General features: G+C 66.6%; 17 protein-coding genes, 1 tRNA gene and 1 pseudogene. 10 read left to right on the plus strand and 9 right to left on the minus strand.

The genetic code is table 11. The annotated features are described in order from the left end of the window. Positions 1-134: 134 nt before the first annotated feature. Entirely contained in the window at positions 135-4,970 is a 4,836-nt protein-coding gene (locus V5F68_RS18705) for an NAD-glutamate dehydrogenase (RefSeq protein ID WP_394015672.1), read from the plus strand. A 96-nt stretch (positions 4,971-5,066) separates the two neighbouring features. On the opposite strand, the gene V5F68_RS18710 is transcribed toward V5F68_RS18705, so the two are convergent. Next, on the minus strand, positions 5,067-5,999 hold the full coding sequence (locus tag V5F68_RS18710) for a sulfotransferase domain-containing protein (RefSeq protein WP_394015671.1): 933 nt from the start codon (positions 5,997-5,999) through the stop codon (positions 5,067-5,069). A 292-nt stretch (positions 6,000-6,291) separates the two neighbouring features. Between V5F68_RS18710 and V5F68_RS18715 the strand changes: the two genes are divergently transcribed. Further along, on the plus strand, positions 6,292-6,531 hold the full coding sequence (locus tag V5F68_RS18715; RefSeq protein ID WP_394015670.1) for a hypothetical protein: 240 nt from the start codon (positions 6,292-6,294) through the stop codon (positions 6,529-6,531). Between the two features lie 13 nt (positions 6,532-6,544). Here the strand turns inward: V5F68_RS18715 and V5F68_RS18720 are convergent, their stop codons facing one another. Together V5F68_RS18720 and gloB are read right to left on the minus strand one after the other, a co-directional pair. Then, positions 6,545-6,970, minus strand: coding sequence for a cupin domain-containing protein (locus V5F68_RS18720; protein WP_394015669.1), 426 nt, complete (start codon positions 6,968-6,970; stop codon positions 6,545-6,547). A gap of 8 nt (positions 6,971-6,978) precedes the next feature. Continuing rightward, positions 6,979-7,752: a hydroxyacylglutathione hydrolase gene (gene gloB / locus V5F68_RS18725; protein WP_394015668.1), complete on the minus strand. Its 774-nt coding sequence runs from the start codon at positions 7,750-7,752 to the stop codon at positions 6,979-6,981. A 163-nt stretch (positions 7,753-7,915) separates the two neighbouring features. On the opposite strand from gloB, the gene V5F68_RS18730 reads away from it, so the two are divergent. Next, entirely contained in the window at positions 7,916-8,722 is an 807-nt protein-coding gene (locus tag V5F68_RS18730) for a class I SAM-dependent methyltransferase (protein ID WP_394015667.1), read from the plus strand. Here the strand turns inward: V5F68_RS18730 and metW are convergent. The 3 genes from metW to V5F68_RS18745 form a co-directional block, all read right to left on the minus strand. Then, positions 8,652-9,305, minus strand: coding sequence for a methionine biosynthesis protein MetW (gene metW, locus V5F68_RS18735; RefSeq protein ID WP_394015666.1), 654 nt, complete (start codon positions 9,303-9,305; stop codon positions 8,652-8,654). The two genes, V5F68_RS18730 and metW, sit on opposite strands and share 71 nt — an antisense overlap. A 7-nt stretch (positions 9,306-9,312) precedes the next feature. Next, complete coding sequence (gene metX, locus V5F68_RS18740) at positions 9,313-10,524, minus strand: homoserine O-acetyltransferase MetX (protein WP_348844560.1); 1,212 nt, start codon at positions 10,522-10,524, stop codon at positions 9,313-9,315. 102 nt (positions 10,525-10,626) lie between these two features. Continuing rightward, positions 10,627-10,941: a hypothetical protein gene (locus V5F68_RS18745; RefSeq protein WP_394015665.1), complete on the minus strand. Its 315-nt coding sequence runs from the start codon at positions 10,939-10,941 to the stop codon at positions 10,627-10,629. Between the two features lie 359 nt (positions 10,942-11,300). On the opposite strand from V5F68_RS18745, the gene V5F68_RS18750 reads away from it, so the two are divergent. The 3 genes from V5F68_RS18750 to fdxA all read left to right on the plus strand — a co-directional run bounded on the left by V5F68_RS18750 (position 11,301) and on the right by fdxA (position 15,393). Further along, positions 11,301-14,648: a helicase-related protein gene (locus V5F68_RS18750; protein WP_394015664.1), complete on the plus strand. Its 3,348-nt coding sequence runs from the start codon at positions 11,301-11,303 to the stop codon at positions 14,646-14,648. Continuing rightward, positions 14,649-14,972, plus strand: a complete 324-nt coding sequence (locus V5F68_RS18755; protein ID WP_394015663.1) for a S4 domain-containing protein — start codon at positions 14,649-14,651, stop codon at positions 14,970-14,972. A gap of 85 nt (positions 14,973-15,057) precedes the next feature. Further along, positions 15,058-15,393, plus strand: a complete 336-nt coding sequence (fdxA, locus tag V5F68_RS18760; protein WP_394015662.1) for a ferredoxin FdxA — start codon at positions 15,058-15,060, stop codon at positions 15,391-15,393. A 45-nt stretch (positions 15,394-15,438) separates the two neighbouring features. On the opposite strand, the gene V5F68_RS18765 is transcribed toward fdxA, so the two are convergent. After that, positions 15,439-15,873, minus strand: coding sequence for a hypothetical protein (locus tag V5F68_RS18765; protein WP_394015661.1), 435 nt, complete (start codon positions 15,871-15,873; stop codon positions 15,439-15,441). A gap of 188 nt (positions 15,874-16,061) precedes the next feature. Between V5F68_RS18765 and V5F68_RS18770 the strand changes: the two genes are divergently transcribed. From V5F68_RS18770 to V5F68_RS18780, 3 genes are all read left to right on the plus strand, one after another. Next, positions 16,062-17,672, plus strand: coding sequence for a peptide chain release factor 3 (locus tag V5F68_RS18770; protein WP_394015660.1), 1,611 nt, complete (start codon positions 16,062-16,064; stop codon positions 17,670-17,672). 61 nt (positions 17,673-17,733) lie between these two features. Continuing rightward, positions 17,734-18,600, plus strand: coding sequence for a 2,3,4,5-tetrahydropyridine-2,6-dicarboxylate N-succinyltransferase (dapD, locus tag V5F68_RS18775; RefSeq protein WP_394015659.1), 867 nt, complete (start codon positions 17,734-17,736; stop codon positions 18,598-18,600). 412 nt (positions 18,601-19,012) lie between these two features. Then, positions 19,013-19,102: transfer RNA gene (locus tag V5F68_RS18780), tRNA-Ser, on the plus strand. Between the two features lie 476 nt (positions 19,103-19,578). Here V5F68_RS18780 and V5F68_RS18785 read toward each other — a convergent pair. After that, a pseudogene (locus V5F68_RS18785) lies at positions 19,579-19,922 on the minus strand (transposase); the annotation flags it as partial. A 424-nt stretch (positions 19,923-20,346) separates the two neighbouring features. Then, a complete protein-coding gene (locus V5F68_RS18790; RefSeq protein WP_394016396.1) occupies positions 20,347-21,018 on the minus strand; it encodes a GntR family transcriptional regulator in 672 nt (223 codons plus the stop codon). 212 nt (positions 21,019-21,230) lie between these two features. Between V5F68_RS18790 and V5F68_RS18795 the strand changes: the two genes are divergently transcribed. Continuing rightward, positions 21,231-22,685 carry a short-chain fatty acid transporter gene (locus tag V5F68_RS18795; protein WP_394016395.1) on the plus strand — a complete coding sequence of 485 codons (1,455 nt, stop codon included), beginning with the start codon at positions 21,231-21,233 and terminating at the stop codon, positions 22,683-22,685.

The following is a 22,685-nucleotide window of genomic DNA, read 5'->3' on the forward strand; positions in this document are numbered from 1 at the left end:
CGCGGTCATCTTGATCCCCTTCGAATGGGTCCCCGTCATCGTTCCGTCGCGGCTCTGAGCGAAACCCAGTGCAGAACGTCCGATCGAGGGCGGCGGGGCCCCGCGCTACGCGCGGTCGCCAAGGGGGAGAGGCCATGAACGTCCAAGGATTTCAAGGTTCGGAACTCGGATTTGGCGCCCAGGCACGCATCGAGGAAGCGGTAAGCCTGCTGGCGGACGGTCCCGTGCCCGCCTTCTTCGCCCGCGCCCTGCTCGCCGGCGCCGCGCCGGAGGACGTGGAAACCCTGCTCCCGGAAGCCCTCGCCCAATTGTGCCGCGAGGCCCACGCCCACCTCGCCGGTCGCGTGCCGGGCCATCACGACGTGCGGGTGTTCAATCCGCAATGGGCCGGCGCTCCCGCCATCACGGTGGTCGAGACGGTCAATGACGACATGGCCTTCCTGTTCGATTCCATCGCCGGGGAGCTGGCGGACCAGGGCTATGAGGCCAAGTTCGTCACCCATCCCATCTTCGCGGTCGAACGCGACGGCGAGGGACGGGTGATCGGCGTCGAGACCGACCTCTCCCAGGGCCGCAAGCGCAGCATCCGCGAGAGCCTGATCCACATCCACATCCAGGCGCTGGAAACCACCGAGGGGCGCGAGGCGCTGAAGATCGCGCTCGACAAGACGCTGGCCGACGTGCGCGCCGCCAATGTCGATTTCACGGCCATGCGAGCCGAGGTGCGCCAGGCGGCGGAGGGCTTCCGCCGCAAGTCTCAGCCCTATTCCAAGGACGACCGCAAGGAAGCCGCCGATTTTATCGACTGGCTGGCCAATGACGACTTCATCTTCATCGGCGTGCGGCGCTATGCGCTCGCCGCCGACGGAGGCCTGGAAGTCGCTGAGGAGGGCCTCGGCATCCTGCGCGACCGCGATGTGCACGAGCTGCGCCTCGGCGAGGAAGCGGTGGTGACCACGCCGGAAATCCGCCAGTTCCTGGCCGGCCCGCTGCCGCTCATCGTCACCAAGTCGTCCCTGCGCTCGCGCGTCCACCGCCGCACGTTCCTCGATTATGTGGGCGTGAAGCTGCATGCCGACGATGGCCGCCTGCTCGGCGAATTGCGCATCATCGGCCTCTTCACCTCCACGGCCTATACCGACTCGGTGCGCCAGATCCCCTATCTGCGACGCAAGGTGGAACTGGTGGTGGAGGAGGCCGGGCTCGACCGCGAAAGCCACTCGGGCAAGGCGCTCGGCACGGTTCTGGAGACCTATCCCCGCGACGACCTGTTCCAGATCGACCCGGCGACGCTCCTGGTCTTCGCCCGCGATATCCTCTCGCTCTACGATCGTCCGCGCGTGCGGGTGCTGCCGCGCGTCGATGCGTTCGACCGCTTCGTGTCGGTGCTGGTCTATGTGCCCCGCGAGCGCTTCGACGCGGCGCTGCGGGACAAGGTCGGCGACCGCCTCGCGACCGCCTTCGGCGGCCACGTCTCGGCGGCCTTCCCGTCCTTCCTGTCCGACATTCCGTTGACGCGCGTGCATTACATCATCGGCCGGCGCGAAGGCCGCACGCCCGAGGTGGATCGCGCGGCGCTGGAAGCCGCGGTGGCCGAGGATGTGCTCTCCTGGAGCGATCGCCTGCGCCAGGCGCTGCGCGAGACGCCGAGCGTCGGCGATGCCGGCCTCCTGTTCGAGCGCTACGGCAAGGCGTTCGACGCCGGCTATATCGCCGCCTACGGCATCGACACGGCGGTGGCCGACATCGAGCGCCTGGAACGCCTTTCCCCCGAACGACCGATCGCGCTCGACTTCTATCGCCGGCCCGGCGATCCGGCGAACCGCATCTCCCTGCGCCTGCTCTCCTTCGGCCGCCCGCTGCCACTCTCCGAGCGCGTGCCCATGCTGGAAAACATGGGCCTCAAGGCGATCAACGAACGCACCTATCACATCGAGCCGGTGTGCAGCGCCGACGCCGAGACGCGTCGCTCGTGGCTGCACGAAATGACCCTGGAACGGGTCGACGGCGGCACCATCGAGGTGTCCGGCTCGGCCGCACGGCTGGAAGACCTGCTGACCGCCGTGCTGCGCGGCGAAGCGGAGAACGACGGCTTCAACGCCTTGGTGCTCGATACCGGCCTTGCCTGGCGCGACGTGGCGCTGGCGCGCGCGCTTGCCCGCTATCTGCGGCAGGCCGGCATCCCCTATTCCCAGGACTATCTGTGGACGACACTCGTCAACCACGCGGACGTCGCCGCCCGCATCGTCCAGCTGTTCCACACCTCCTTTGACCCGCGCCTGGATGCGAGCCCGGAAGCCCGCGCGGCCCGCGGCGCGCCGCTGCGCGAGGAGATCGAGACCGCGCTGGCGGACGTCTCCTCGCTGGACGAAGACCGCATCCTGCGCCGCTTCGTCAATCTCGTGGACGCCGCGATCCGCACCACCTTCTATCAGCTGGACGCGGACGGCCGGCCCAAGGGCGCCATCGCGATCAAGTATGACAGCGCCAAGGTGGAAGGGCTGCCCCTGCCCCGGCCCAAGTACGAAGTATTCGTCTATTCCCCGCGGGTGGAAGGCGTGCACCTGCGCTTCGGCCATGTGGCGCGCGGCGGCTTGCGCTGGTCCGACCGGCCGCAGGACTTCCGCACCGAGGTGCTCGGCCTCGTGAAGGCGCAGCAGGTGAAAAATGCGGTGATCGTGCCGGTGGGCGCCAAGGGCGGCTTCGTGCCCAAGCACCTGCCCGTCGGCGGCTCGCGTGACGCCGTGCAGGCCGAGGGCATCGCCGCCTACAAGATCTTCGTCACCGCGCTGCTCGAGATCACCGACAATCTCAAGGGCGGCGAGGTCGTGCATCCCCCTCTGACGGTGCGTGTGGATGGCGACGACCCCTATCTCGTCGTTGCGGCCGACAAGGGCACCGCCACCTTCTCCGACATCGCCAACGGGCTCTCGCAGGAGCACGGCTTCTGGCTCGACGACGCCTTCGCGTCGGGCGGTTCGGTGGGCTACGACCACAAGGCCATGGGCATCACCGCGCGCGGCGCCTGGGAAGCGGTGAAGCGGCACTTCCGCGAGATCGACGTGGACATCCAGACCACGCCGATCACCGTGGTGGGCGTGGGCGACATGTCGGGCGACGTGTTCGGCAACGGCATGCTTCTTTCCACCGCGCTGAAGCTGGTGGCGGCCTTCGACCATCGCCACATCTTCCTCGACCCTGATCCCGATCCCGCGAGCTCCCATGCCGAGCGCCAGCGCCTGTTCAATCTCGCGCGCTCCAGCTGGGCGGATTACGATCCGGCCCTGATCTCCCCGGGCGGCGGCATCTATCCCCGCACCGCCAAGAGCATCGCCTTGTCGGAGCAGGCACGCGCCGTGCTCGGGCTCGACAAGCTGGAGGCGACGCCCACGGAGGTGATGAGCGCCATCCTCAGAGCCAAGGCCGACCTGCTCTGGTTCGGCGGCATCGGCACCTATGTGCGCGCCTCCACGGAAACCGACGCCCAGGCCGGCGACCGAGCCAACGACGCGATCCGCATCGCCGCACGCGAATTGCGGGTCAAGGTGGTGGGCGAAGGCGCCAACCTCGGCATGACCCAGCGCGGCCGCATCGAGGCCGGACGCGCCGGCGTGCGGCTCAATACCGACGCCATCGACAATTCGGCCGGCGTGAACACCTCCGACGTGGAGGTGAACATCAAGATTGCGCTGTCCATCCCGGTGGCCGATGGCCTGCTTTCGCCCCCGGACCGGGCGGCGCTGCTGGGCGAAATGACCAGCGACGTCGGCCTGCTGGTGCTGCGCAACAATTATCTCCAGACCCTCGCCATCTCCCTCGCCGAGCGGCGCGGGGTGGAGGATCTCGCCTTCCAGCAGCGCCTGATGCAGATGCTGGAGCTGCGCGGCGAGTTGGATCGCTCCGTGGAATATCTACCGAGCGACGCGGAGATCCAGGAACGCCGCGCGCGCGGAGAATCCCTGACCCGGCCGGAGCTGGCGGTGCTCCTCGCCTATGCCAAGATCTCGCTTTATTCCGAATTGCTCGCCTCGGACGTGCCGGACGACGCTTATCTCGCGGCTGAGCTGGAACACTACTTCCCGTCCGCCATCGAGCAGCGCTTCCCTAATGCCATCACCGCCCATCGCCTGCGCCGGGAGATCATCGCCACCGGGCTCGCCAATGCCATCATCAACCAGGGCGGACCGGCCTGCATCGCGCGCATCAGCGACCATACCGGCATGGATGCGGCGAGCGTGGTGCGCGCCTATGCAGCGGTGCGCGACAGCTTCGACCTCGGCGCGCTGAACGCCGCGATCGACGCCCTCGACAACAAGATCGACGGCGCCGTGCAATTGCAGCTCTATGCCGAGGTGCAGGACCTCGCGGTGGGTCGCACCGTGTGGTTCCTGCGTAATGTGGACCTTGGCACTGGTCTCGGCGCGGTGGTGGAGCGCTATCACAGCGCCATCACCGATGTCGCCGGCGCGCTCGACACCAGCCTGCCGGAGGTATGGCGCCTGCGCGGCGAGCGGCAGACGGCGGCGCTGGTGGAAAAGCGGGTGCCGGAAGATCTCGCCCGCCGCATCACCCTGCTGCGTGCGCTCGCTGCCGCCTCCGACATCGCTTTGCTCTCGCAGACCACGGGTCGGTCGATCGAGGATGCGGCGGCCACCTTCTTCGCCGCGGGTCGTTATTTCGCGGTGGACGAAATCGCCGGCGCGGCGCGCAACATCACGGCGGCCGATTATTACGACCGCCTCGCGCTCGACCGGGCGCTGGGCCAGATCGAAGCCTTCGTGCGGCAGGTCAGCGCCGGCATCCTGGCCGGCGAGGGCGCGGGCGAAGCGGCCTTGGAGGCGTTCGTCCAGCGCCGCCGCAAGGAGGTCGACCGCACCCGCGCCACGGTGCAGGACATCGTGGCCTCCGGCCTCAGCCTCTCGAAGGTGACGCTGGCCGCCAATCTGCTGGGCGATCTGGTCCGCGCCTGAGCGTCCTGGCCGATCACAAATGAAGAAGGCGGCCCTCGGGCCGCCTTTCTTTTCGCGCCCGTCCCGTGGCGCGCGATGCGTACAGGGTTCGTCGCGTCAGGAATGAACGCTGCGTGCAAGACCGGCAGAAGCAGAATAGGTGCGCACCGGCCGCTCCGCCGGCTTGATGGGGGCGCCACGCGTGGCCGCCGGGGGGGCGGCGATGCCATAGCCGAAGTCCGGCAGGCCGTGACGCGCCAACTCCACTTCCAGGAGCCGCTCTTCGTCCGGGCCCCAGGCCGCCAGTTTTTCCTTGGAGCGGCGCTCGGTGGTCTTGCGGCCGATGGCCGAGCTTTTCACTGTCCGCGGTTTTTGCAATTCCAGGCCCAGATAGGTGGCGAGGCGCTCCATCTCCACTTCCGGCTGCGACAGCAAATCCTCATAGCGCAGGATGTGCGCCTCCGGCCGATCGAGCCAGGCCTTCACGTGCGCACACCAATAGCCGACCTGGCTGAGCTTGCCGTCGGGATCGCGGGCGGAGGGCGCCTTCACATAGTCGGCGAAGCTGGTGTCCGGATCGACGCGATAGGCCGGTTCGTGGCCCTTCAGATCGAAATAGAATTGCGAGCGCAGCACGTCGCGTGGGTTGCGCACGATGTAGACATGCTTGGCATTGGTGTAGAGCGAAGACGCCGCCACCCAGTGCATGTAGGAATGCCAGGGCCTCCGCTCCCTCAGCTTCTCGCCGAAATAGGCGTCGTGGCTCTTGATGACCACCGGCATATGCATGAGGCGGGCGAAGAAATCGCCATCGAGATGCATCCATTCCCGCGCCACGGGAAAGCGCGCGCGGATTTCGTCGATAAGAAAATGCGTGCCCGAGCGGCGGTGCGACTGGACCACGATCAGCGGGCGCATGCCCTTGTCGTCCCAATTGCCGATCCGGCCGAGGAAGCTGCGCTCGTGATAGGGAAAGGCGCCAGCCTGGAGATAGCGCCAGCGCAGGATCGCCCAGGCCCGCTCCATCTTTTGCGCAACAGTCGTTCCCATCGTGCGTCCCCCGCAGGCTGCACCCGCCCCCGGGCACACGCCGGCCGGGCGATATCGAAGGTTGCCGCTCACACGTCCCCGTGTTCAACGACGTGAATGGATGAATGCGGGCTCATCCTAGCGTAAAGTGGAGGAGGTATGGGAGGGGCCCAGCCTCCAAATTACAAAACTTTCTCGTGGTGCCGCTTCAGCTGGATGTCGTGAAAGGCGCGCGAAGGACCGCTCGGGGGATGCGCAGGCGAACGTGCCCTTACGGAATTTTGCGAGACCTGCAAACGTGGGAGTCGAGATTATGAAAGCCCGTGTCAGGACCTCTCTGCTGGCGCTTTTGCCGGTGCTGGCCGCCCTCGCCTCAGGCCCGGTGATGGCCGCTCAAAACGGGGATGCCACCCGCGCCGGCGCCAAGGCGAAGACCGAAAAAATCGCGCAAGCGGAGCCCGCGCCGCTGAACCCGCGCTGGGTGCCGCCCAAATGGGAAATCAAGGGCTTGGTGGTCTGGGTCTTCACGCCCGGTCATTTCGAGCGCGATTGAGGCGCAGGTCCGTTCAGGGCTCGAAGCCGGGCGGCGCCAGTTCGAAGCCGGCGAAATCGAACGCCGGCGCGACGGTGCATCCCACCAGGGTCCAGGCGCCGAGGCTTTCCGCCGCCTGCCAATGGCCCGGAGGCACAACGCCCTGCGGCCGTTCTCCAGAGGCGAGATCTGCCCCGAGGTGCAGATGACGCACCGGCCCGCCGGACGGAGCGATGCTCAGCATCAGGGGCGCGCCTGCGTGCCAGTGCCACACCTCGCTCGCGTCCACCCGGTGCCAATGGGAGCGTTCGCCCTGCGCCAGCAGGAAATAGATGGCGGTTGAAGCGCCGCGCCCGCCATCCGGCGCGGTTTCCCGGAAGGTTTCGCGGAAATGGCCGCCCTCCGGATGGGGCTCAAGCCCCAGCAGCGCAATCACCTCTTGCGCCGAAAGGCCGGCCATGCCGCCGCTCATCCCCGAAACACGTTCTTTCGGGCGCGCAACTCGGTGAACACCGCGGAGGGGTCGGATTCGCCGAGGCCGAGGCGCTCGGCCATGGCCGGGTCGTCCGCCCGCAGGAACGGATTGGTCAGCTTCTCGTCGCCCAACAGCGCGGGAATGGTGGGCCGGCCATCCCTGCGGGCCGCTTCCGCCTCCGCGACGCGGCCGAGGAGCGCACCATTCTCCGGGTCCACAGAAAGCGCGAACTTGCCGTTGGCGACGGTATATTCGTGGCCGCAATAGACCGCCAGATCGTCCGGCAGGGTGCGCAGGCGCACCAGCGAATGCCACAACACAGGCGGGTCGCATTCGATCGGCCGGCCGCAGCCCATGACGAACAGCGTGTCGCCGGCGAACAGCAGCCGCTGGCCCTCGAACAGATAGACGATATGGCCGGCGGTGTGGCCCGGCGTTTCCATCACCCGGCTGATGAACGAGCCGACCGCCACCGGGTCGCCATCCACCACTTCCACGTCGATGCCGGGAATCCCGGCGGCCTCGCGCTTCGGGCCCACGACAGTGGCGCCGTATTGGCCCTTCAGGGCCATCACCCCGTCCACATGGTCCGCGTGGTGGTGCGTGACGAGGATGTGCGTGAGATGCCAACCCTCACGATCCAGCGCTTCGATAATCGGGGTCGCCTCGGGCGCGTCGATCACTGCCGTCGCCTCGGTGGCGGGATCGTGCAGCAACACCGCGTAATTGTCGCTGAGGCAGGGAATGATCCGGATTTCGACCGACATGGGTGGCGCCCTCCCTGCGAGGATTGTCCTGCGCGCGCCGATACGGCGTACGCATGTCCGCTTTTGAGTATCACGCCCGTCGCGCAGGGCAAGCCGGCCGGATGGTCGCAGCGCTTCGGCACCGTGCGACCATGCTATAAGGGCGGATCGCGAAAGGGGCGCCATGTATCTCGACGTCGTGGATCTGCGCAGTTTCTATGCCCAGCCCCTGGGCGTCGTCACGCGCCGGCTGGTGAGCCGCGCGGTGCGCGCCCGCTTTAATAATGTGCAGGGCCTCTCGGTGCTCGGCATCGGTTATGCGACGCCCTATCTGGGCGTGTTCCGGGGCGAGGCGGAACGATGCATCGCCATCATGCCCGCCGCCCAGGGCGTGGTGCGCTGGCCCTCCGCCGCGCCGACCCTCGCCGCGCTTGCCGACGAAACCGCCCTGCCCCTGCCCAATGCCTCGGTGGACCGGGTGGTGGCGGTGCATCTGCTGGAGATGACCCCGGACGCGGCCGACATGCTGCGCGAGGTCTGGCGCGTGCTGGCGCCGGGCGGGCGGCTGCTGGCGGTGGTGCCCAACAGGCGCGGGGTCTGGGCGCGGCTCGACACCACGCCGTTCGGCAACGGCCGCCCGTTCTCGCGCGGGCAAGTCGTGCGGCTGCTGCGCGAAGCGCTGTTCACCCCTTCGGGCTGGGATGAGGCGCTGTATTTTCCGCCGGTCTCCAACAATTGGCTGCTGCGCACGGCCGTCGCCTGGGAGCGGGTCGGCGCACGACTCTCGCTGCCGTTCGCCGGCGTCCACGTGGTGGAGGCGACAAAGCAGCTCTATCGCCCGACGCCCGTGAAACGCGCCGCGCTGGTGCCGGTGCTGGAACCGGTCTTCGGCCAGGGGGTGCCGGCGGGACGCGCGATCCTCAATCGTTCCGGCTCAGCAGGAATACTGCCTGCTCGCCCAGCAGGTTCCACACCCACCACGGCATGTTGAAGCGCACCGGGTGGCCGGAGGAATCCAGCGCCACCGCCTTTTCCATGCGGGCGTCCAGCACCTCCACGAGGGCCACGAAGTCGCGGATGGTGCAGAAGTGGATATTTGGCGTGTCGTACCAGGAATAGGGCATGTTGTCGGTAATCGGCATGCGCCCGTAGATCAAAAGGTCGAAGCGCGAGCGCCAATGCCCGAAATTCGGGAACGAGACGATGGCGCGCCGGCCGATGCGCAGCATCTGCTCCATCACCCAGCGCGGGCGACGGGTGGCCTGGAGGGTCTGGGAGAGGATGACGTAGTCGAATGCGTCGTCGGGATAATGGGCGAGATCCACGTCCGCATCGCCCTGCACCACCGAAAGGCCGCGCGCCACGCCGGCATTCACCCCTTCGCGGGACAGCTCGATGCCCCGCGCATCGCAGCCGCGCGTCGTGGCGAGCAGATCCAGCAGCGCCCCGTCCCCGGAGCCGACATCCAGCACCCGCGAGTGGGGCGCCACCATGTCGGCGATCACCATCAGATCGACGCGCACGGAGGAGAAGCGCACGGTGGCCTCGTCCGAACTCAATTCCCTCACGGCCATAGCGTCCTCACCGGCTGCGCGCGGCCGGCAGGCCGGCGGCCTTCGCGGCGCTGTCGAGGAAGCCGTGGGCGATGGCAAACAGTTCCGGCTCGTGCAGCAGGAAGGCGTCATGGCCCTTGTCGCTGTCGATCTCGGTGAACGACACGCTCGCGCCCGAGGCGTTCAGCGCATGCACGATCGCCCGGCTATCCTCGGTGGGGAATAGCCAGTCGGACGTGAATGACGCCACGCAGAACCTCGTCTTGGAGCCGCGGAACGCATTGGCGAGCACGCCGTCGTAATCCGCGGCGAGGTCGAAATAATCCATGGCCCGCGTGACATAGAGATAGGAATTGGGATCGAACCGCTGGACGAATGATTCCCCCTGGTGGCGCAGATAGCTTTCCACCTGGAAATCGGCATCGAAGCCAAACGTGGGCAGCGCCCGGTTCTGCAGCCGGCGGCCGAATTTACGATGCAGCGCCTGGTCCGACATATAAGTGATGTGCGCCGCCATGCGCGCCACCGCGAGGCCGCGATGGGGCGTGTGGCCCTGCTTGAGATAATGGCCACCCTGCCATTCCGGATCGGCCATCACCGCCTGCCGGCCGACCTCGTGGAAGGCGATGTTCTGCGCCGAATGGCGCGCAGCGGTGGCGATGGGCAATGCCGCGAACACGCGCTCGGGATAGCTCGCCGCCCATTGCAGCACCTGCATGCCGCCCATGGAGCCGCCGGCGACGCAGAACAGGCGCTCGATGCCGAGATGGTCCAGCAGCATGGCCTGGGCGTTCACCATGTCGCGAATGGTCACCACCGGCAGGTCGAGGCCGTAGGGCTGGCCGGTGGCCGGATTCAGCGAGGCCGGGCCGGTGGTGCCCATGCAGCCGCCGAGCACATTCGCGCAGATGACATAGAAACGCTCAGTGTCGATCGGCTTGCCCGGCCCCACCAAAGTCTCCCACCAGCCGGGCTTGCCGGTGACGGGATTGGCATTGGCGGCGTGCTGGTCGCCGGTCAGGGCATGGCACACCAGAACCGCATTGGAGCGCGCGGCATTGGGTTCGCCATAGGTCTGGTAGGCGATCTGCACGTGATCGAGCGCGACCCCGGCATCCAGGCGCAGCGGGCGCTCGGGCCCGAACCGCACCACCGGGGAATGGGGCTGGTCGGCTTCGCGCCGGGCAAGGGCGTCTTCCGCTTCTGTGGTCGGAGCCGTTGGTTCGGCCAGATTTTCCATTCCGCCTAGAAGCGACGCCCCCATGCCCGTGTCAAGCGCACGCACGCAGGCGTGAAGGCGCGCGAGCGCCGAGGCTTGCGTGGCGGCGGTTTCGCGGCGCTCTCAGCGGCCGTTCTGGCAAAGCGGATCCATGTCGGGGCAGCCGAGCGCGTTACGGCCGGGATTAACCGAGGGATTGGGCTCCGGCGGCACGGTGCTGACGCCCTGCGGCGCGCCGCGCGGCACGATGGCCCCGGTGGCGGGCGCGGAACGCACGCTGCCGGTCGAATCGTAGACGGCGCCGGGTTGGGTGGCTTGCGGGCTCGGCCGAACGTCGAGCGGTGCATTGGTCGTCTGTGCGGCGGCCGGGGCCATGCCCCCCGCCAGCACCAGGCCGAAGGCCAGGATGACGGCGAATCTCGACTGAGCACTGCGCATGTTTCCCTCCCACGTCCGGCGCGGAGGACCGCACCGCCTGTCCGAAGCCATAACACGGGCGAGCGCGCGGCGGTTCCTACTTACCCGTGAACAAAAGACGCTTTCGCGGCCTATGCCGATTCGGACTGCATTTCGTCCGCCTTTGTTCCGTCCGGAGCGCGCCGCCGTCCCGCTGCGGGACAGGGACCAAAAAGAGAACATCGAGCCCACCGGCCCGGTGAGCGATTCGCTCAGCCTTTGTTCCGCCCATGTTCCCGTGCGGGCTAGCATCCTGGCCTTCCTGCCCCGATATGATACAGAGCCCCGGACGAGGGGCTTCCCACAATTGCCCTTCCTGAGATTGCGGACGCCGCGCGCTGATGGACGATGTGACAAAGCTGGCCGTCTTGCCGCGCTCGATCCGGGCGCGGGGCGTGACCGCGGTGCTCGGGCCGACCAATACCGGAAAGACCCATCTCGCCATCGAGCGCATGCTCGGCCATGAAAGCGGGCTCATCGGCCTGCCGCTGCGCCTTCTGGCGCGCGAGGTCTACCAGCGCATCGTTGAGCGGGTCGGGCCGGAACAGGTCGCGCTCGTTACCGGCGAGGAAAAGATCAAGCCGCCCCATCCGCGCTATTGGGTGGCCACCATCGAAGCGATGCCGCGCGATCTCGATGTCGCGTTCGTCGCCATCGACGAAATCCAGATCGCCTGCGACCTGGACCGCGGCCACGTCTTCACCAACCGCGTTCTCAACCGGCGCGGGCGGTTCGAAACCCTGCTGCTCGGCTCGGCCACCATGCGGCCGCTGGTGGAAAAGCTGCTGCCCGGTGTGACCGTGTCGGTCCGGCCGCGCCTGTCCACTTTGTCGTTTGCCGGCGAAAAGAAAATCACCCGCCTGCCGCCACGCTCGGCCATCGTCGCCTTCTCGGCCGAGGAGGTCTATGCCATCGCCGAACTGATCCGCCGCCAGCGGGGCGGGGCGGCGGTGGTGATGGGTGCGCTTTCTCCGCGCACCCGCAACGCCCAGGTGGAGCTCTACCAAAGCGGCGAGGTGGATTATCTGGTGGCGACCGACGCCATCGGCATGGGGCTCAATCTCGACGTGGACCATGTGGCCTTCGCCTCGGACCGCAAGTTCGACGGCTGGCAGTTCCGCCGCCTGAACCCGGCGGAGATGGCCCAGATCGCCGGCCGCGCCGGCCGCGCCACGCGCGACGGCACCTTCGGCACCACCGGGCGCTGCGCCCCTTTCGAGCCGGAATTGGTGGAACGGCTGGAAAGTCATGTTTTTGACACGGCAAAAGTGTTGCAATGGCGCAACGCGGTGCCGGATTTCACCTCCCTCAAATCCTTGATGGAGAGCCTCTCGGTACCGCCTCGCGAGGAGGGTTTGACCCGCGCGCCGACGGCGGATGACGTGGAGGTGCTCGAAATCATGAGCCGCGACGCGGACGTAGCGGCACGCGCCACCAACGCTGCCGCCATCGCGCGGCTCTGGGACGCATGCCAGGTGCCGGACTATCGCAAGATCTCTCCCGGCGCCCATGCGGAGCTGGTTTCGACCATTTTCGGCCATGTCGGAGATGGTGGAAGACTCCCCGATGAATGGTTCGCACGTCAAATCGCCTTGACCGATCGCGCGGAAGGAGACATCGACACGCTGTCGAGACGGATTGCGCAGGTGCGGACACTCACCTTCGTTGCCAACCGCCCCGACTGGCTCACGGATCCGGAGCACTGGCAAGGCGTCACAAGAGGGGTCGAAGACAAGCTTTCCGACGCATTGCACGAGCGGCTGGCGCAGCGGTTCGTGGATCGAAGGACAAGCGTGCTCATGCGACGCCTGCGAGAGAATACGATGCTCGAGACTGAGATCAGCAAGACCGGCGATGTTAAAGTGGAGGGCCATGTGATCGGCCACCTCCAGGGATTCCAGTTCGCACCCGATCCGGCCGCCGGCGGAGAGGAAGCGAAGGCGTTGCGGGCTGCCGCCCAGAAAGCGCTGGCGGGAGAGATCGAGGCGCGCGCCACCCGCGTGGGCCAGGCGGTGGACGAAGCCTTCGTGCTGACCGCCGACGGCACCATCCGCTGGACCGGCGAGCCGATCGCCAAGCTGATTCCCGGCGACGAGGTTCTGAAGCCGCGCTTCAAGATCATTTCCGACGAGCATCTCACCGGTCCGGCCCGCGAACAGGTGGAAGCCCGCCTCACGCTGTGGCTGAAGGCCCATGTGGAAAAGCTGCTCGGCCCGCTGCTGAAGCTGGGCGAGGCCGAGGACATCACCGGCATCGGGCGCGGCATCGCCTTCCAGATCGTGGAAGCGCTTGGCGTGCTGGAGCGCAGCCGCGTCGCCGAGGAGATGAAGACCCTCGACCAGGCCGCCCGCGCCACGCTGCGCGGCTATGGCGTGCGCTTCGGTGCCCATCACATCTATTTGCCCGGCCTGCTTAAGCCTGCGCCCCGCGCGCTGGCGGCGGAACTGTTCGCGCTCAAGCATGGCGGCCTCGCCCAGAAGGGGCTGGACGAGCTGCCCCATCTTGCCGCCTCCGGACGCACCTCGATCCCGGTGGATCACGAGATCCACAAGAGCCTGTATCGCGCTGTCGGCTTCCGCGTCTGCGGCGAACGGGCCGTGCGCGTGGACATTCTCGAGCGCCTCGCCGATCTGATTCGCCCGGCATTGGCGTGGCGTCCGAATTCCCCCGGCCCCAAGCCGGCCGGTGCCGTCGATGGGCGCGGCTTCACCGTCACCGTCGGCATGACCTCGCTGGCCGGTTGCTCGGGCGAGGATTTCGCCTCTATCTTGCGTTCGCTCGGCTATCGCATGGAGAAGCGCGAAGCGCCGCCGGCCGAGGCTGAAGCGCCGGTCGCCGCCGCACCGGCCCAGGAGCTGGCCCCGGCACCGGAAGGCGCCATCGAGGCCGACCTGCTGTTCGGCCCCGACGACGGAGCCCCCGCCGGCGAGGCTGAAGGCGCTGAAACGGCCGATGCGCCGGTAGACGTGATCGCCGAGGGTGTCGAGGCTGCGCCGTCCGAAGCCGAAGCGATCGAGGTCGAAGCCGCGGAGGTGGCCGAGGTCGAGACCGTCGACGCCGAGGCAAGTCCGGCCCTGGAACCGGAAGCGGAACTCGTGGAGGCGCTCGCCAGCAGCGAGCTTCCGGCCAACGAGGATGCCGCGACCGGCGCCGAAGCTTCTGTCGAGATCACCAGCGAAGCCATGGAAGCGGCGGTTGCCGAAGTCACCGGCGAGCCTGCGCTCATTGAAGTGTGGCGGCCCGGCCGCCCGCCCGGCGCCCCGCGCCGCGAGCGGCCCCAGCACGGCGCACGTGAAGGGCATGGGCAGCGGGAAGGCCAACGCGAAGGCCAGCGCTCCGGCGGCGAACGCCGCGAAGGTGAGCGTCGGGAAGGCCGTCCGCCCAATCGCAGGTTCGATCGTCCCCGCGAGGGCGGCACGGACGTGACCGCCACCGCGCCCGGCGCCGAGAATGCTGTCGGCGAGCCGCGCACCGAGCGCCAGGGCGAGCGGCAGGGTCAGCGCCCGCCGCGCAACGACCGTCCATTCCGCGGTCCGCCGCGCGAAGGCGATGCCCCGCGCGGGCCGCGCCCGGAACGCGTGCAGGTTCATTCCGACCGCCGCCGCGAGAAGCCCGCCGATCCTGACAGCCCGTTCGCCGCGCTTGCCGCCTTGAAGGCGCGCATGGAGGCGGACAAGAAAGGCGGCTGAGTGGCCAAGGACGATTATCGCGACGAGGACGCGCCGCACGGGAATTTCCCCGAAGCCGGCGCGCCCCAGCGCCAGCGGCTTGACCGCTGGCTATGGAACGCAAGGGTGGTGCGCGCGCGCAGCGACGCGGCCGGCCTCATCCGCTCCGGCCATGTGCGTGTCGATAGCGCCCGCGTGCTGAGCGCGGGCTATTCGGTGCGCGAAGGGCAAGTGGTGACCGTCGCCCTCGATCACGGCGTGCGGGTGCTGCGCGTCCGTGCCTTTATTGATCGGCGCGGGGATGCTACATCCGCAAGTGAGCTTTTTGACGAAATAACATCCTGACACAGTAAAAAGCGTGTGTGCGGCGTTCGCTTCGCTTGCGCGCCGCGCCGGGCTGGAGTAGTCCGGCGCGCGAAAGGGATAAGCCATGACCTATGTCGTCACCGAGAACTGCATCCGCTGCAAGTACATGGATTGCGTCTCCGTGTGCCCGGTGGACTGCTTCTACGAGGGCGAAAACATGCTCGTGATCCACCCCGACGAATGCATCGACTGCGGGGTGTGCGAGCCGGAATGCCCGGCCGAGGCGATCAAGCCCGATACCGAGCCGGGCCTTGAGAAATGGCTGTCGCTGAATGCCGACTACGCCAAGAGCTGGCCCAACATCACCTTGAAGCGCGACGCCCCGCCGGACGCCAAGGAATGGGACGGCAAGCCGGGCAAGGAAGAGCTGTTCTCCCCCGAGCCCGGCCAGGGCGACTGAGCCGTTTCGCGCGGACCGGCGCTTCGTGAAGCCGCCTGCCGCGCCTCAGGGCCAAGTTTTTAACGGCTCATATTGCGACAAGGCGAGTGCGCCCTGCGCATCGAGATAGGCGCGGCCGAACGGCGTCGCGCGCAGCGCGTCCACATCCTGATAGATCATGCCACCCAAAGGCGGCTGCGCGCCGGCCGTTCGGCAAGGCACGGCGAGGGAGACATCTTGCCCGACCGCATAGGCCGCGCCGCGCTCCACCGCCTGAACCCGCCCGTGCACCTGGCAGGCGCCATATGCCGATGAAGGCGGCGTCACCGCGCGAACCGCAATGACGATGACACTGGCCGCTTCCTTGCGCGCCTGCTCGTAATAGTGTGGCGCCAGCAGCGCCTGGGCCGGCAGGGCAAGCCCCAGCAGCACAGCCGCAGCGATCGCCAAAGCCGCGCAAAGACCCACGCTGCCGTGCCGGTTCCGCTTAACCCACGCCATGCCCCGTCCTCCCTTTTGCGTGGTCTTCGCCACCAACCTCATGCTAGCCGCCCCGCGCGACCACGGCATGGCGCATGACCGTCGGCCCTGGAGGGAATCTCCCCGCCCCTCCGGCCGCACATTGCCCAAGGCGAAGGACGAAGTGCGAGACCGTTTCTCGCGCCGACTTTTCGGATTATAAGGCGCGCATGCTCGATCCTACCGCCCACGTCACGGCGTCTTCCGCCGAAGCTCCCGATTTTGCGCACCGGCGCACCTTCGCCATCATTTCCCATCCCGACGCGGGCAAGACCACGCTGACGGAAAAGCTGCTGCTTGCCTCCGGCGCCATTCGCATGGCGGGCCAGGTGCGGGCGCGCGGGGACCGCCGCCGCACCCGCTCCGACTGGATGGAAATCGAGCAGCAGCGCGGCATTTCGGTCACCTCCTCGGTGATGACCTTCGAGCGCGACGGCATCGTCTACAATCTGCTCGATACGCCGGGCCACTCGGACTTTTCCGAGGATACCTATCGTACCCTCTCTGCCGTGGACGCGGCGGTGATGGTGATCGACGCCGCCAAGGGCATCGAGAGCCAGACCCGCAAGCTGTTCGAAGTGTGCCGCCTGCGCGACATCCCCATCTTCACCTTCATCAACAAGGTGGACCGCGAGGGCCTCGAGCCCCTCGGCCTGATGGACGACATCGCCGCCACCCTGGCGCTGGATCTCACGCCCTTCACCTGGCCGGTGGGCATGGGCACGGATTTCCGCGGCCTCATCGACGTGCCCAACAAATGCGCCCGCTTCGCCGAGGAGCGCGGCGGCCTGCTGACGCGCCTGGTGCATTTCGAGCAGCCCGAAGACCTGCTTGAGGTCGAGGGCATCGACCCGCGCATCATCGCCGAATCGGTGGAGGGGCTGACCCTCGCGCTCGGCGTGCTGCCGCCGTTCGATCTGGAGAGCTTCCGCGAGGGCCATCTCTCGCCGGTGTTCTTCGGCAGCGCCATCAAGGAAGCGGGCGTGGGCGAATTGCTCGCCGGGCTCGGCACCTTCGGCCCGAGCCCGCTGCCGCGCAGCGCCAACGGCCGCATCGTGCAGCCGGAGGAAGACAATGTTTCCGGCTTCGTCTTCAAGGTTCAGGCCAATATGGACCCGAACCATCGCGATCGCGTGGCCTTCGTGCGCCTGTGCTCGGGCACCTTCAAGCGCGGCATGAAGCTTTATAACGCGCGCGAGAAGCGCCACATGGCGATCGCCAACCCCATCTTCTTCTTCGCCCAGGAGCGCGAGACAGTGGACGAGGCGGTCGCGGGGGACATCATCGGCATTCCCAACCACGGCATGCTGCGGGTCGGCGACACCTTGTCCGAGGGCGAGGTGATCCGCTTCGAGGGCATTCCCGATTTCGCCCCGGAAATCCTGCGCCGGGTGCTACTGGCGGACCCCATCAAGGCCAAGCAGCTGTCCAAGGCGCTGCAGGACATGGCGGAAGAGGGCGTGGTGCAGGTGCTGCGCCCGATCTCCGACCCCTCCCCCATCGTCGGCGTCGTGGGCACGCTGCAATTGGACGTGCTCTCCTCGCGGCTGGAAAAGGAATATGGCGTTCCCATCCGCTATGAGAGCGTCTCCTTCGTGACCGCCCGCTGGATCATCGGCGAGCGGACGGAGATCGAGCGCTTCATCGAAACCAGCCGCTCCTCCATCGCCCGCGACCGCGACGAGGCGCCGGTCTATCTCGCCCGCAGCCAATGGGTGCTCGATCGCGCCATCGAGGAATGGCCCAAGCTGAAATTTGTCTCCGTGAAAGAGCGCGGCTGAGCACCTGCCCCATTCCGATACGCGGCACGCCAGGAAGGCGCCGCAGCCTCAAGAGGAAACCATGCCGAACGTTGCCGTCGCCACCGCCAATCCCGACCTGGAGCTGATCATTGATGCGGCCTTCGAGGCCCGCGCCGAAATCGGCTTCGAAACCACTGGCCCCGTGCGCGATGCGGTGAACACGGCGCTTGCCCTGCTCGATGCCGGCAAAGCCCGGGTCGCGGAGCCGCTCGCCGATGGCAGCTGGCACGTCAACCAATGGCTGAAGAAGGCGGTGCTGCTCTCCTTCCGCCTCAACGACATGGAGACCATTCCCGGCGGCCCCGGCGGCGCCCATTGGTGGGACAAGGTGCCTTCCAAGTTCGAGGGCTGGAGCGAGAGCGAATTCCGCGCCGCCGGCTTCCGCGCCGTGCCGGGCGCCATCGTGCGCCGCTCCGCCTATATCGCACCCAACGTGGTGCTGATGCCCTCGTTCGTGAACCTCGGCGCCCATGTGGGCGAAGGCTCAATGGTCGATACCTGGGTCACGGTGGGCTCCTGCGCGCAGATCGGCAAGCATGTCCACCTCTCCGGCGGCGTGGGCATCGGCGGCGTGCTGGAGCCGCTCCAGGCCGGCCCCGTGATCATCGAGGACGATTGCTTCATCGGCGCTCGCTCGGAAGTGGTGGAAGGCGTGGTGGTGCGGCGCGGCTCCGTGCTCTCCATGGGCGTGTTCATTTCTGCGTCCACCAAGATCATCGACCGGGAGACCGGCGAAGTCTTCGTAGGCGAGGTTCCCCCCTATTCGGTGGTGGTGCCCGGGTCTCTGCCCGGCAAGCCGCTCCCGGACGGCCGTCCCGGCCCCTCGCTCTATTGCGCGGTGATCGTAAAGCGGGTGGACGAAAAGACCCGCGCCAAGACCTCCATCAACGACCTGCTGCGCGACTGAACCGGACCGGGCGCCAGAGCGGCGCCCTCTCCACACCCTCGCGGCGAGCGCTGCGCAGCGAAAGATCGCGTTGTGGAGCGGCTTCTAGCGGCGACCCACAGGCAATTTCGGGCGTGCGCAAAAGCTTGTGTTGAGCCGGGCAGAAAGTTTCACCGACCGTCTTGTCTCGCACGCGCGAGCCGCTATATTCCGCCGCCTTGCCCGAGCGTGGCGCTTCAACCGGCGCCGCACGTTTCACGACAGCTTCGGCGGGTATGCCGTGCACCGCGCCTGTGCCCTCCCATCACAATGGGGAGGCGCCGGCGGAGCACGAAGGACGGCGTGGTCGGAAGACGAAGGGCATTGCCCTGGCACTTTCAAACCAGGTCCGCCGTTGCATAAGAGTTCCGCGCGTGCCGTGTGGCTGCGCCGTGGAGAGGTGGCCGAGTGGTTGAAGGCGCACGCCTGGAACGCGTGTATACGGGCAACCGTATCGAGGGTTCGAATCCCTCCCTCTCCGCCAATCACTACTATAAGTCGTTGAAAATAAAGACTTATTTCTCTTGAGTAATGTCTCTCCCCACATTTTGCCCCACATTCTGAACGTGCTGCTCTCGCGTGCGCGCGAGGCGCTCATCTCGAGTCGATGAACACGTTCTGCGCCTCGGTGCTGAGCCGCGCTCTCGATTATATCGGGCGTCATACCTCCCCAAGGCCGCTCTCGCGGGCATATCAGGTACATCGCAGCTCTGAGCCGCTGATGGTCAAATATTAAATCGCGATTTGAGCTTCGGCTTGAAGAAAAATTTCCCCATCAGCACGAGTTGCTAGACAAAATATACGGTATTACGATGCAATGCAGAGGTTCCGACTGTCGTCGGCCTCGCGAAAGATCGCATCATGACCGTCAAATCACATGCCGCCTCTCCAGATATTCTCGTGCTATTCAATGCGACGCAGCCCCAGGCCGCAAAGTTCGAAGGCGAGGTCGCCGAAAAGGCGTGCACCGCCGCCGAGGGTCTTGGAGAAGGTGGAGTAGTCCGGCACGGCGCCTTCCAGGTCGAGGCGACAGAACGACCGATAGGCGAGGTTGAGATGCGCCTCCTCGCACAGCCGCAGCTCCAAGCGATGCCGAAGCAATAGCCGATCAGCAGCATCCGGATCATCAGCTCAGGTCGACCGAGGGCCGGCCGGTCTCGCTGTAGAAGGGCTTGAGATGCGCCCGGACACCGGCGAGGTCGACGACCTGTGATGCCCCGCACGAGGTGGCTCACAGGAACATGGCGTTCGAGGCTGAACTCGTAGAGCAGCGCCTCCCGCATCAACATCCGCTCGCCCATCATCGGCCCGTCCTCCATCAACGATGGGCGACTAAATCAAGCCTTAAAGCCAATAGAAACGCTAATTTTTAAGCTACGATTTCCAATATATAACATTTAAATATCACTAAAAATCGAACATCTATTTGTATTTTTAAAATAGAACACATCCTAAATACTCACAAGTGAATCAAATAATACTTCAAGATCGCACGAATTAATGCAGATATTCGAGGCGCGCGGCGCGATTATGCGCGAGGATGTGCGGTCAACATCCTCTGCTCGCGGGCGTTGGCCATCGCAATAGGATGGCGGAGAGCGATGTTTCACATCGAATCCGGACGATCGTGACATTGCACCGCGGCCGCTTCGGCCCAGATAACCTCGAGGTTCTTATGACAGTGCGGGATAGCGAAAGCCGCAAGGAAGCATCCCAAGACGAGTTCCGTCACCGCCCGATCGGCTCGCGCGCAACGTCGCGCGCTGTGCGTGTCAAGGCATCGGCGAAGATGGGTTCCCAGGAGCGAATATGCCGCTGCAGAAGGTTGGCGACGCCCTCGACGTCGCCGGCCCCTGCAAGATCGAGCAGCAAGAAATGCTCCGCCACGGATTCCGCCTGGCGCTCATGGCCGGTGCGCGAGGCGATACCATAGAGCCGCATCTTGTCGCGCAGGCCCATCACCGTCTCGGTCAGGAGAGCGTTCCCCGCCGCGTCCGTAAAGGCCCGGTGGAAGCGCCGGTCGGCCTCCAGATAGAAGCGCACGTCTTCCTTCTCCACCGCCCGGGCGATCTCGTCGGCCAGCGGACGCAGGCCAAAAAGGTCGCGGGCCGGATCTCTGGCGATGATTCGCGCCGCATGGACTTCCAGAACCTCGCGCAGGTCAAACAGGTTGCGCAGCTCGGTGAGCGTCGGCTCCATCACCTTGAAGCCGCGGTTACGCATGGGTTCGATGAGCCCGATGCGGGCCAACTCCAGCAGCGCCTCGCGCACCGGCGTGGTGGACACACCGAGGCTCGCCGCTAGGGAAGGCACCGAATACATGGTGCCCGGCGCGCTCTGGCCGGAGATGATCTCGGCCCTCACCTGCTCGACCACCTGCTCCCGCAAATTCTGATCCATGACGCGAACGCTCTCTCAGCCGCGGCGCGCCGTACGCGGCCGCCCGGCATTCCCTGACTCGCGATCTTACGCAAGTTCGGCTTGACGCGCCATGTAGCGCGTGACTTAAATGTGTAACGCGCTACTGTAGAGCGTTACAAGAGGCCGCCCCACAAGGCGGACACCTTCCATAGCCGGCCTCTATGAATCCTGGAGCGAAGGGGAACAGACCGATGACCGACACGGTGCAGAAAGGCGCCCGCGCGGCAGAGCCGCCGGGGCGCCAGAACATCCTCGCGAGATTCTCCCGGCGCATGGTTGATTTCGCGGAGCGCTGGTTCCCGGACGCCTATGTGTTCGTGCTGCTGGCGGTGATCTTCATCGCGATCGGCGCCATGCTGCACGGCGGCTCGCCGCTGGCCGTCAGCCGCGCCTTCGGCGACGGCTTCTGGAACCTCATCCCCTTCACCATGCAGATGGCGTTGGTGGCCATCGGCGGCTACGTAGTGGCCATGTCGCCGCCCGTGGCGGCGGCGCTGCGCCGCCTTGCCCGCGTGCCCAGGACCGGGCGCGGCGCGGTGATGTTCGTGGGCGTGCTCTCCATCCTGCTCTCGCTGGTGAACTGGGGGCTCAGCCTCATCTTCTCCGGCCTCCTGGTGAAGGAGATCGCGCGACGCAACGACATCCGCCTCGACTATAGGGCGGCGGGCGCGGCGGGCTATCTCGGCCTCGGCTGCGGCTTCACTTTGGGCATCACATCCTCCGCCGCCCAATTGCAGGCCAATGCCGCCTCCATCCCGGCGAGCCTCCTGCCCATTACCGGAGTCATCGGCTTTTCCGACACCATCCTCACCTGGCAGAATGGCGTCGTCACCCTGGCGGTCATCCTGCTTTCCGCCGCCATCTGCTGGTTCACCACTCCCGCCCCGGGGCAGGCGAAGACGGCGGAGGACCTGGGCGTCACGCTCGGCAGCGACGCCATCGAGCCCCGCAAGCCCACCCGGCCGGGCGACTTCCTGGAATTCTCGCCCATCCTCACCATCCTGGTGGTGGCCCTGGCGCTGGGCTGGCTGTGGCAGACCTTCTCCTCGGGCAACCCGCTCATCACCTTGTCGGGCCTCAACACCTATAATTTCGTCTTCCTGCTGCTGGGCATCCTGCTGCACTGGCGCCCGCGCAGCCTCATCGAGGCGTTCGCCAAAGCCATGCCCAGCGTCTCGGGCGTGCTGCTGCAATTCCCCTTCTATGCGGGCATCGCCCAGATCCTCACCAAGGTGCAGAATCCCTCCGGGGCGACGCTGTCGGACACCATCGCCCACTGGTTCGTGGGCGCCTCCGCCAACTCCACGGTCTTCTCCTATCTGGTGGGGATGTATTCGGCGGTGCTCGGCTTCTTCATCCCCTCCGCCGGCGGCAAATGGGTGATCGAGGCGCCCTATGTGATGAAGGCGGCCAACGAGGTGGGAGCGCATCTCGGCTGGACGGTGATGGTCTACAACATCGCCGAGACCCTGCCGAACTTCATCAACCCCTTCTGGATGCTCCCTCTGCTGGGCATCCTCGGCCTGAAGTCAAAGGACCTCATCGGCTACACCTCGGTGCAGTTCTGTATCCACTTCCCGGTGGTGATGGTCCTCGCCGCGGCGCTGATGGCCACCTTCACCTATCATCCCCCCGTCATGCCCTAG

It is taken from the genome of Roseixanthobacter pseudopolyaromaticivorans, from assembly GCF_043195145.2.
Lineage (GTDB): Bacteria > Pseudomonadota > Alphaproteobacteria > Rhizobiales > Xanthobacteraceae > NCEH01.

Coding starts and splice junctions, on each gene's coding strand:
- V5F68_RS18705 (WP_394015672.1), top strand. CDS start 135: ATGAACGTCCAAGGATTTCAAGGTTCGGAACTCGGATTTGGCGCCCAG.
- V5F68_RS18710 (WP_394015671.1), bottom strand. CDS start 5,999: ATGGGAACGACTGTTGCGCAAAAGATGGAGCGGGCCTGGGCGATCCTG.
- V5F68_RS18715 (WP_394015670.1), top strand. CDS start 6,292: ATGAAAGCCCGTGTCAGGACCTCTCTGCTGGCGCTTTTGCCGGTGCTG.
- V5F68_RS18720 (WP_394015669.1), bottom strand. CDS start 6,970: ATGGCCGGCCTTTCGGCGCAAGAGGTGATTGCGCTGCTGGGGCTTGAG.
- gloB (WP_394015668.1), bottom strand. CDS start 7,752: ATGTCGGTCGAAATCCGGATCATTCCCTGCCTCAGCGACAATTACGCG.
- V5F68_RS18730 (WP_394015667.1), top strand. CDS start 7,916: ATGTATCTCGACGTCGTGGATCTGCGCAGTTTCTATGCCCAGCCCCTG.
- metW (WP_394015666.1), bottom strand. CDS start 9,305: ATGGCCGTGAGGGAATTGAGTTCGGACGAGGCCACCGTGCGCTTCTCC.
- metX (WP_348844560.1), bottom strand. CDS start 10,524: ATGGAAAATCTGGCCGAACCAACGGCTCCGACCACAGAAGCGGAAGAC.
- V5F68_RS18745 (WP_394015665.1), bottom strand. CDS start 10,941: ATGCGCAGTGCTCAGTCGAGATTCGCCGTCATCCTGGCCTTCGGCCTG.
- V5F68_RS18750 (WP_394015664.1), top strand. CDS start 11,301: ATGGACGATGTGACAAAGCTGGCCGTCTTGCCGCGCTCGATCCGGGCG.
- fdxA (WP_394015662.1), top strand. CDS start 15,058: ATGACCTATGTCGTCACCGAGAACTGCATCCGCTGCAAGTACATGGAT.
- V5F68_RS18765 (WP_394015661.1), bottom strand. CDS start 15,873: ATGGCGTGGGTTAAGCGGAACCGGCACGGCAGCGTGGGTCTTTGCGCG.
- V5F68_RS18770 (WP_394015660.1), top strand. CDS start 16,062: ATGCTCGATCCTACCGCCCACGTCACGGCGTCTTCCGCCGAAGCTCCC.
- dapD (WP_394015659.1), top strand. CDS start 17,734: ATGCCGAACGTTGCCGTCGCCACCGCCAATCCCGACCTGGAGCTGATC.
- V5F68_RS18790 (WP_394016396.1), bottom strand. CDS start 21,018: ATGGATCAGAATTTGCGGGAGCAGGTGGTCGAGCAGGTGAGGGCCGAG.
- V5F68_RS18795 (WP_394016395.1), top strand. CDS start 21,231: ATGACCGACACGGTGCAGAAAGGCGCCCGCGCGGCAGAGCCGCCGGGG.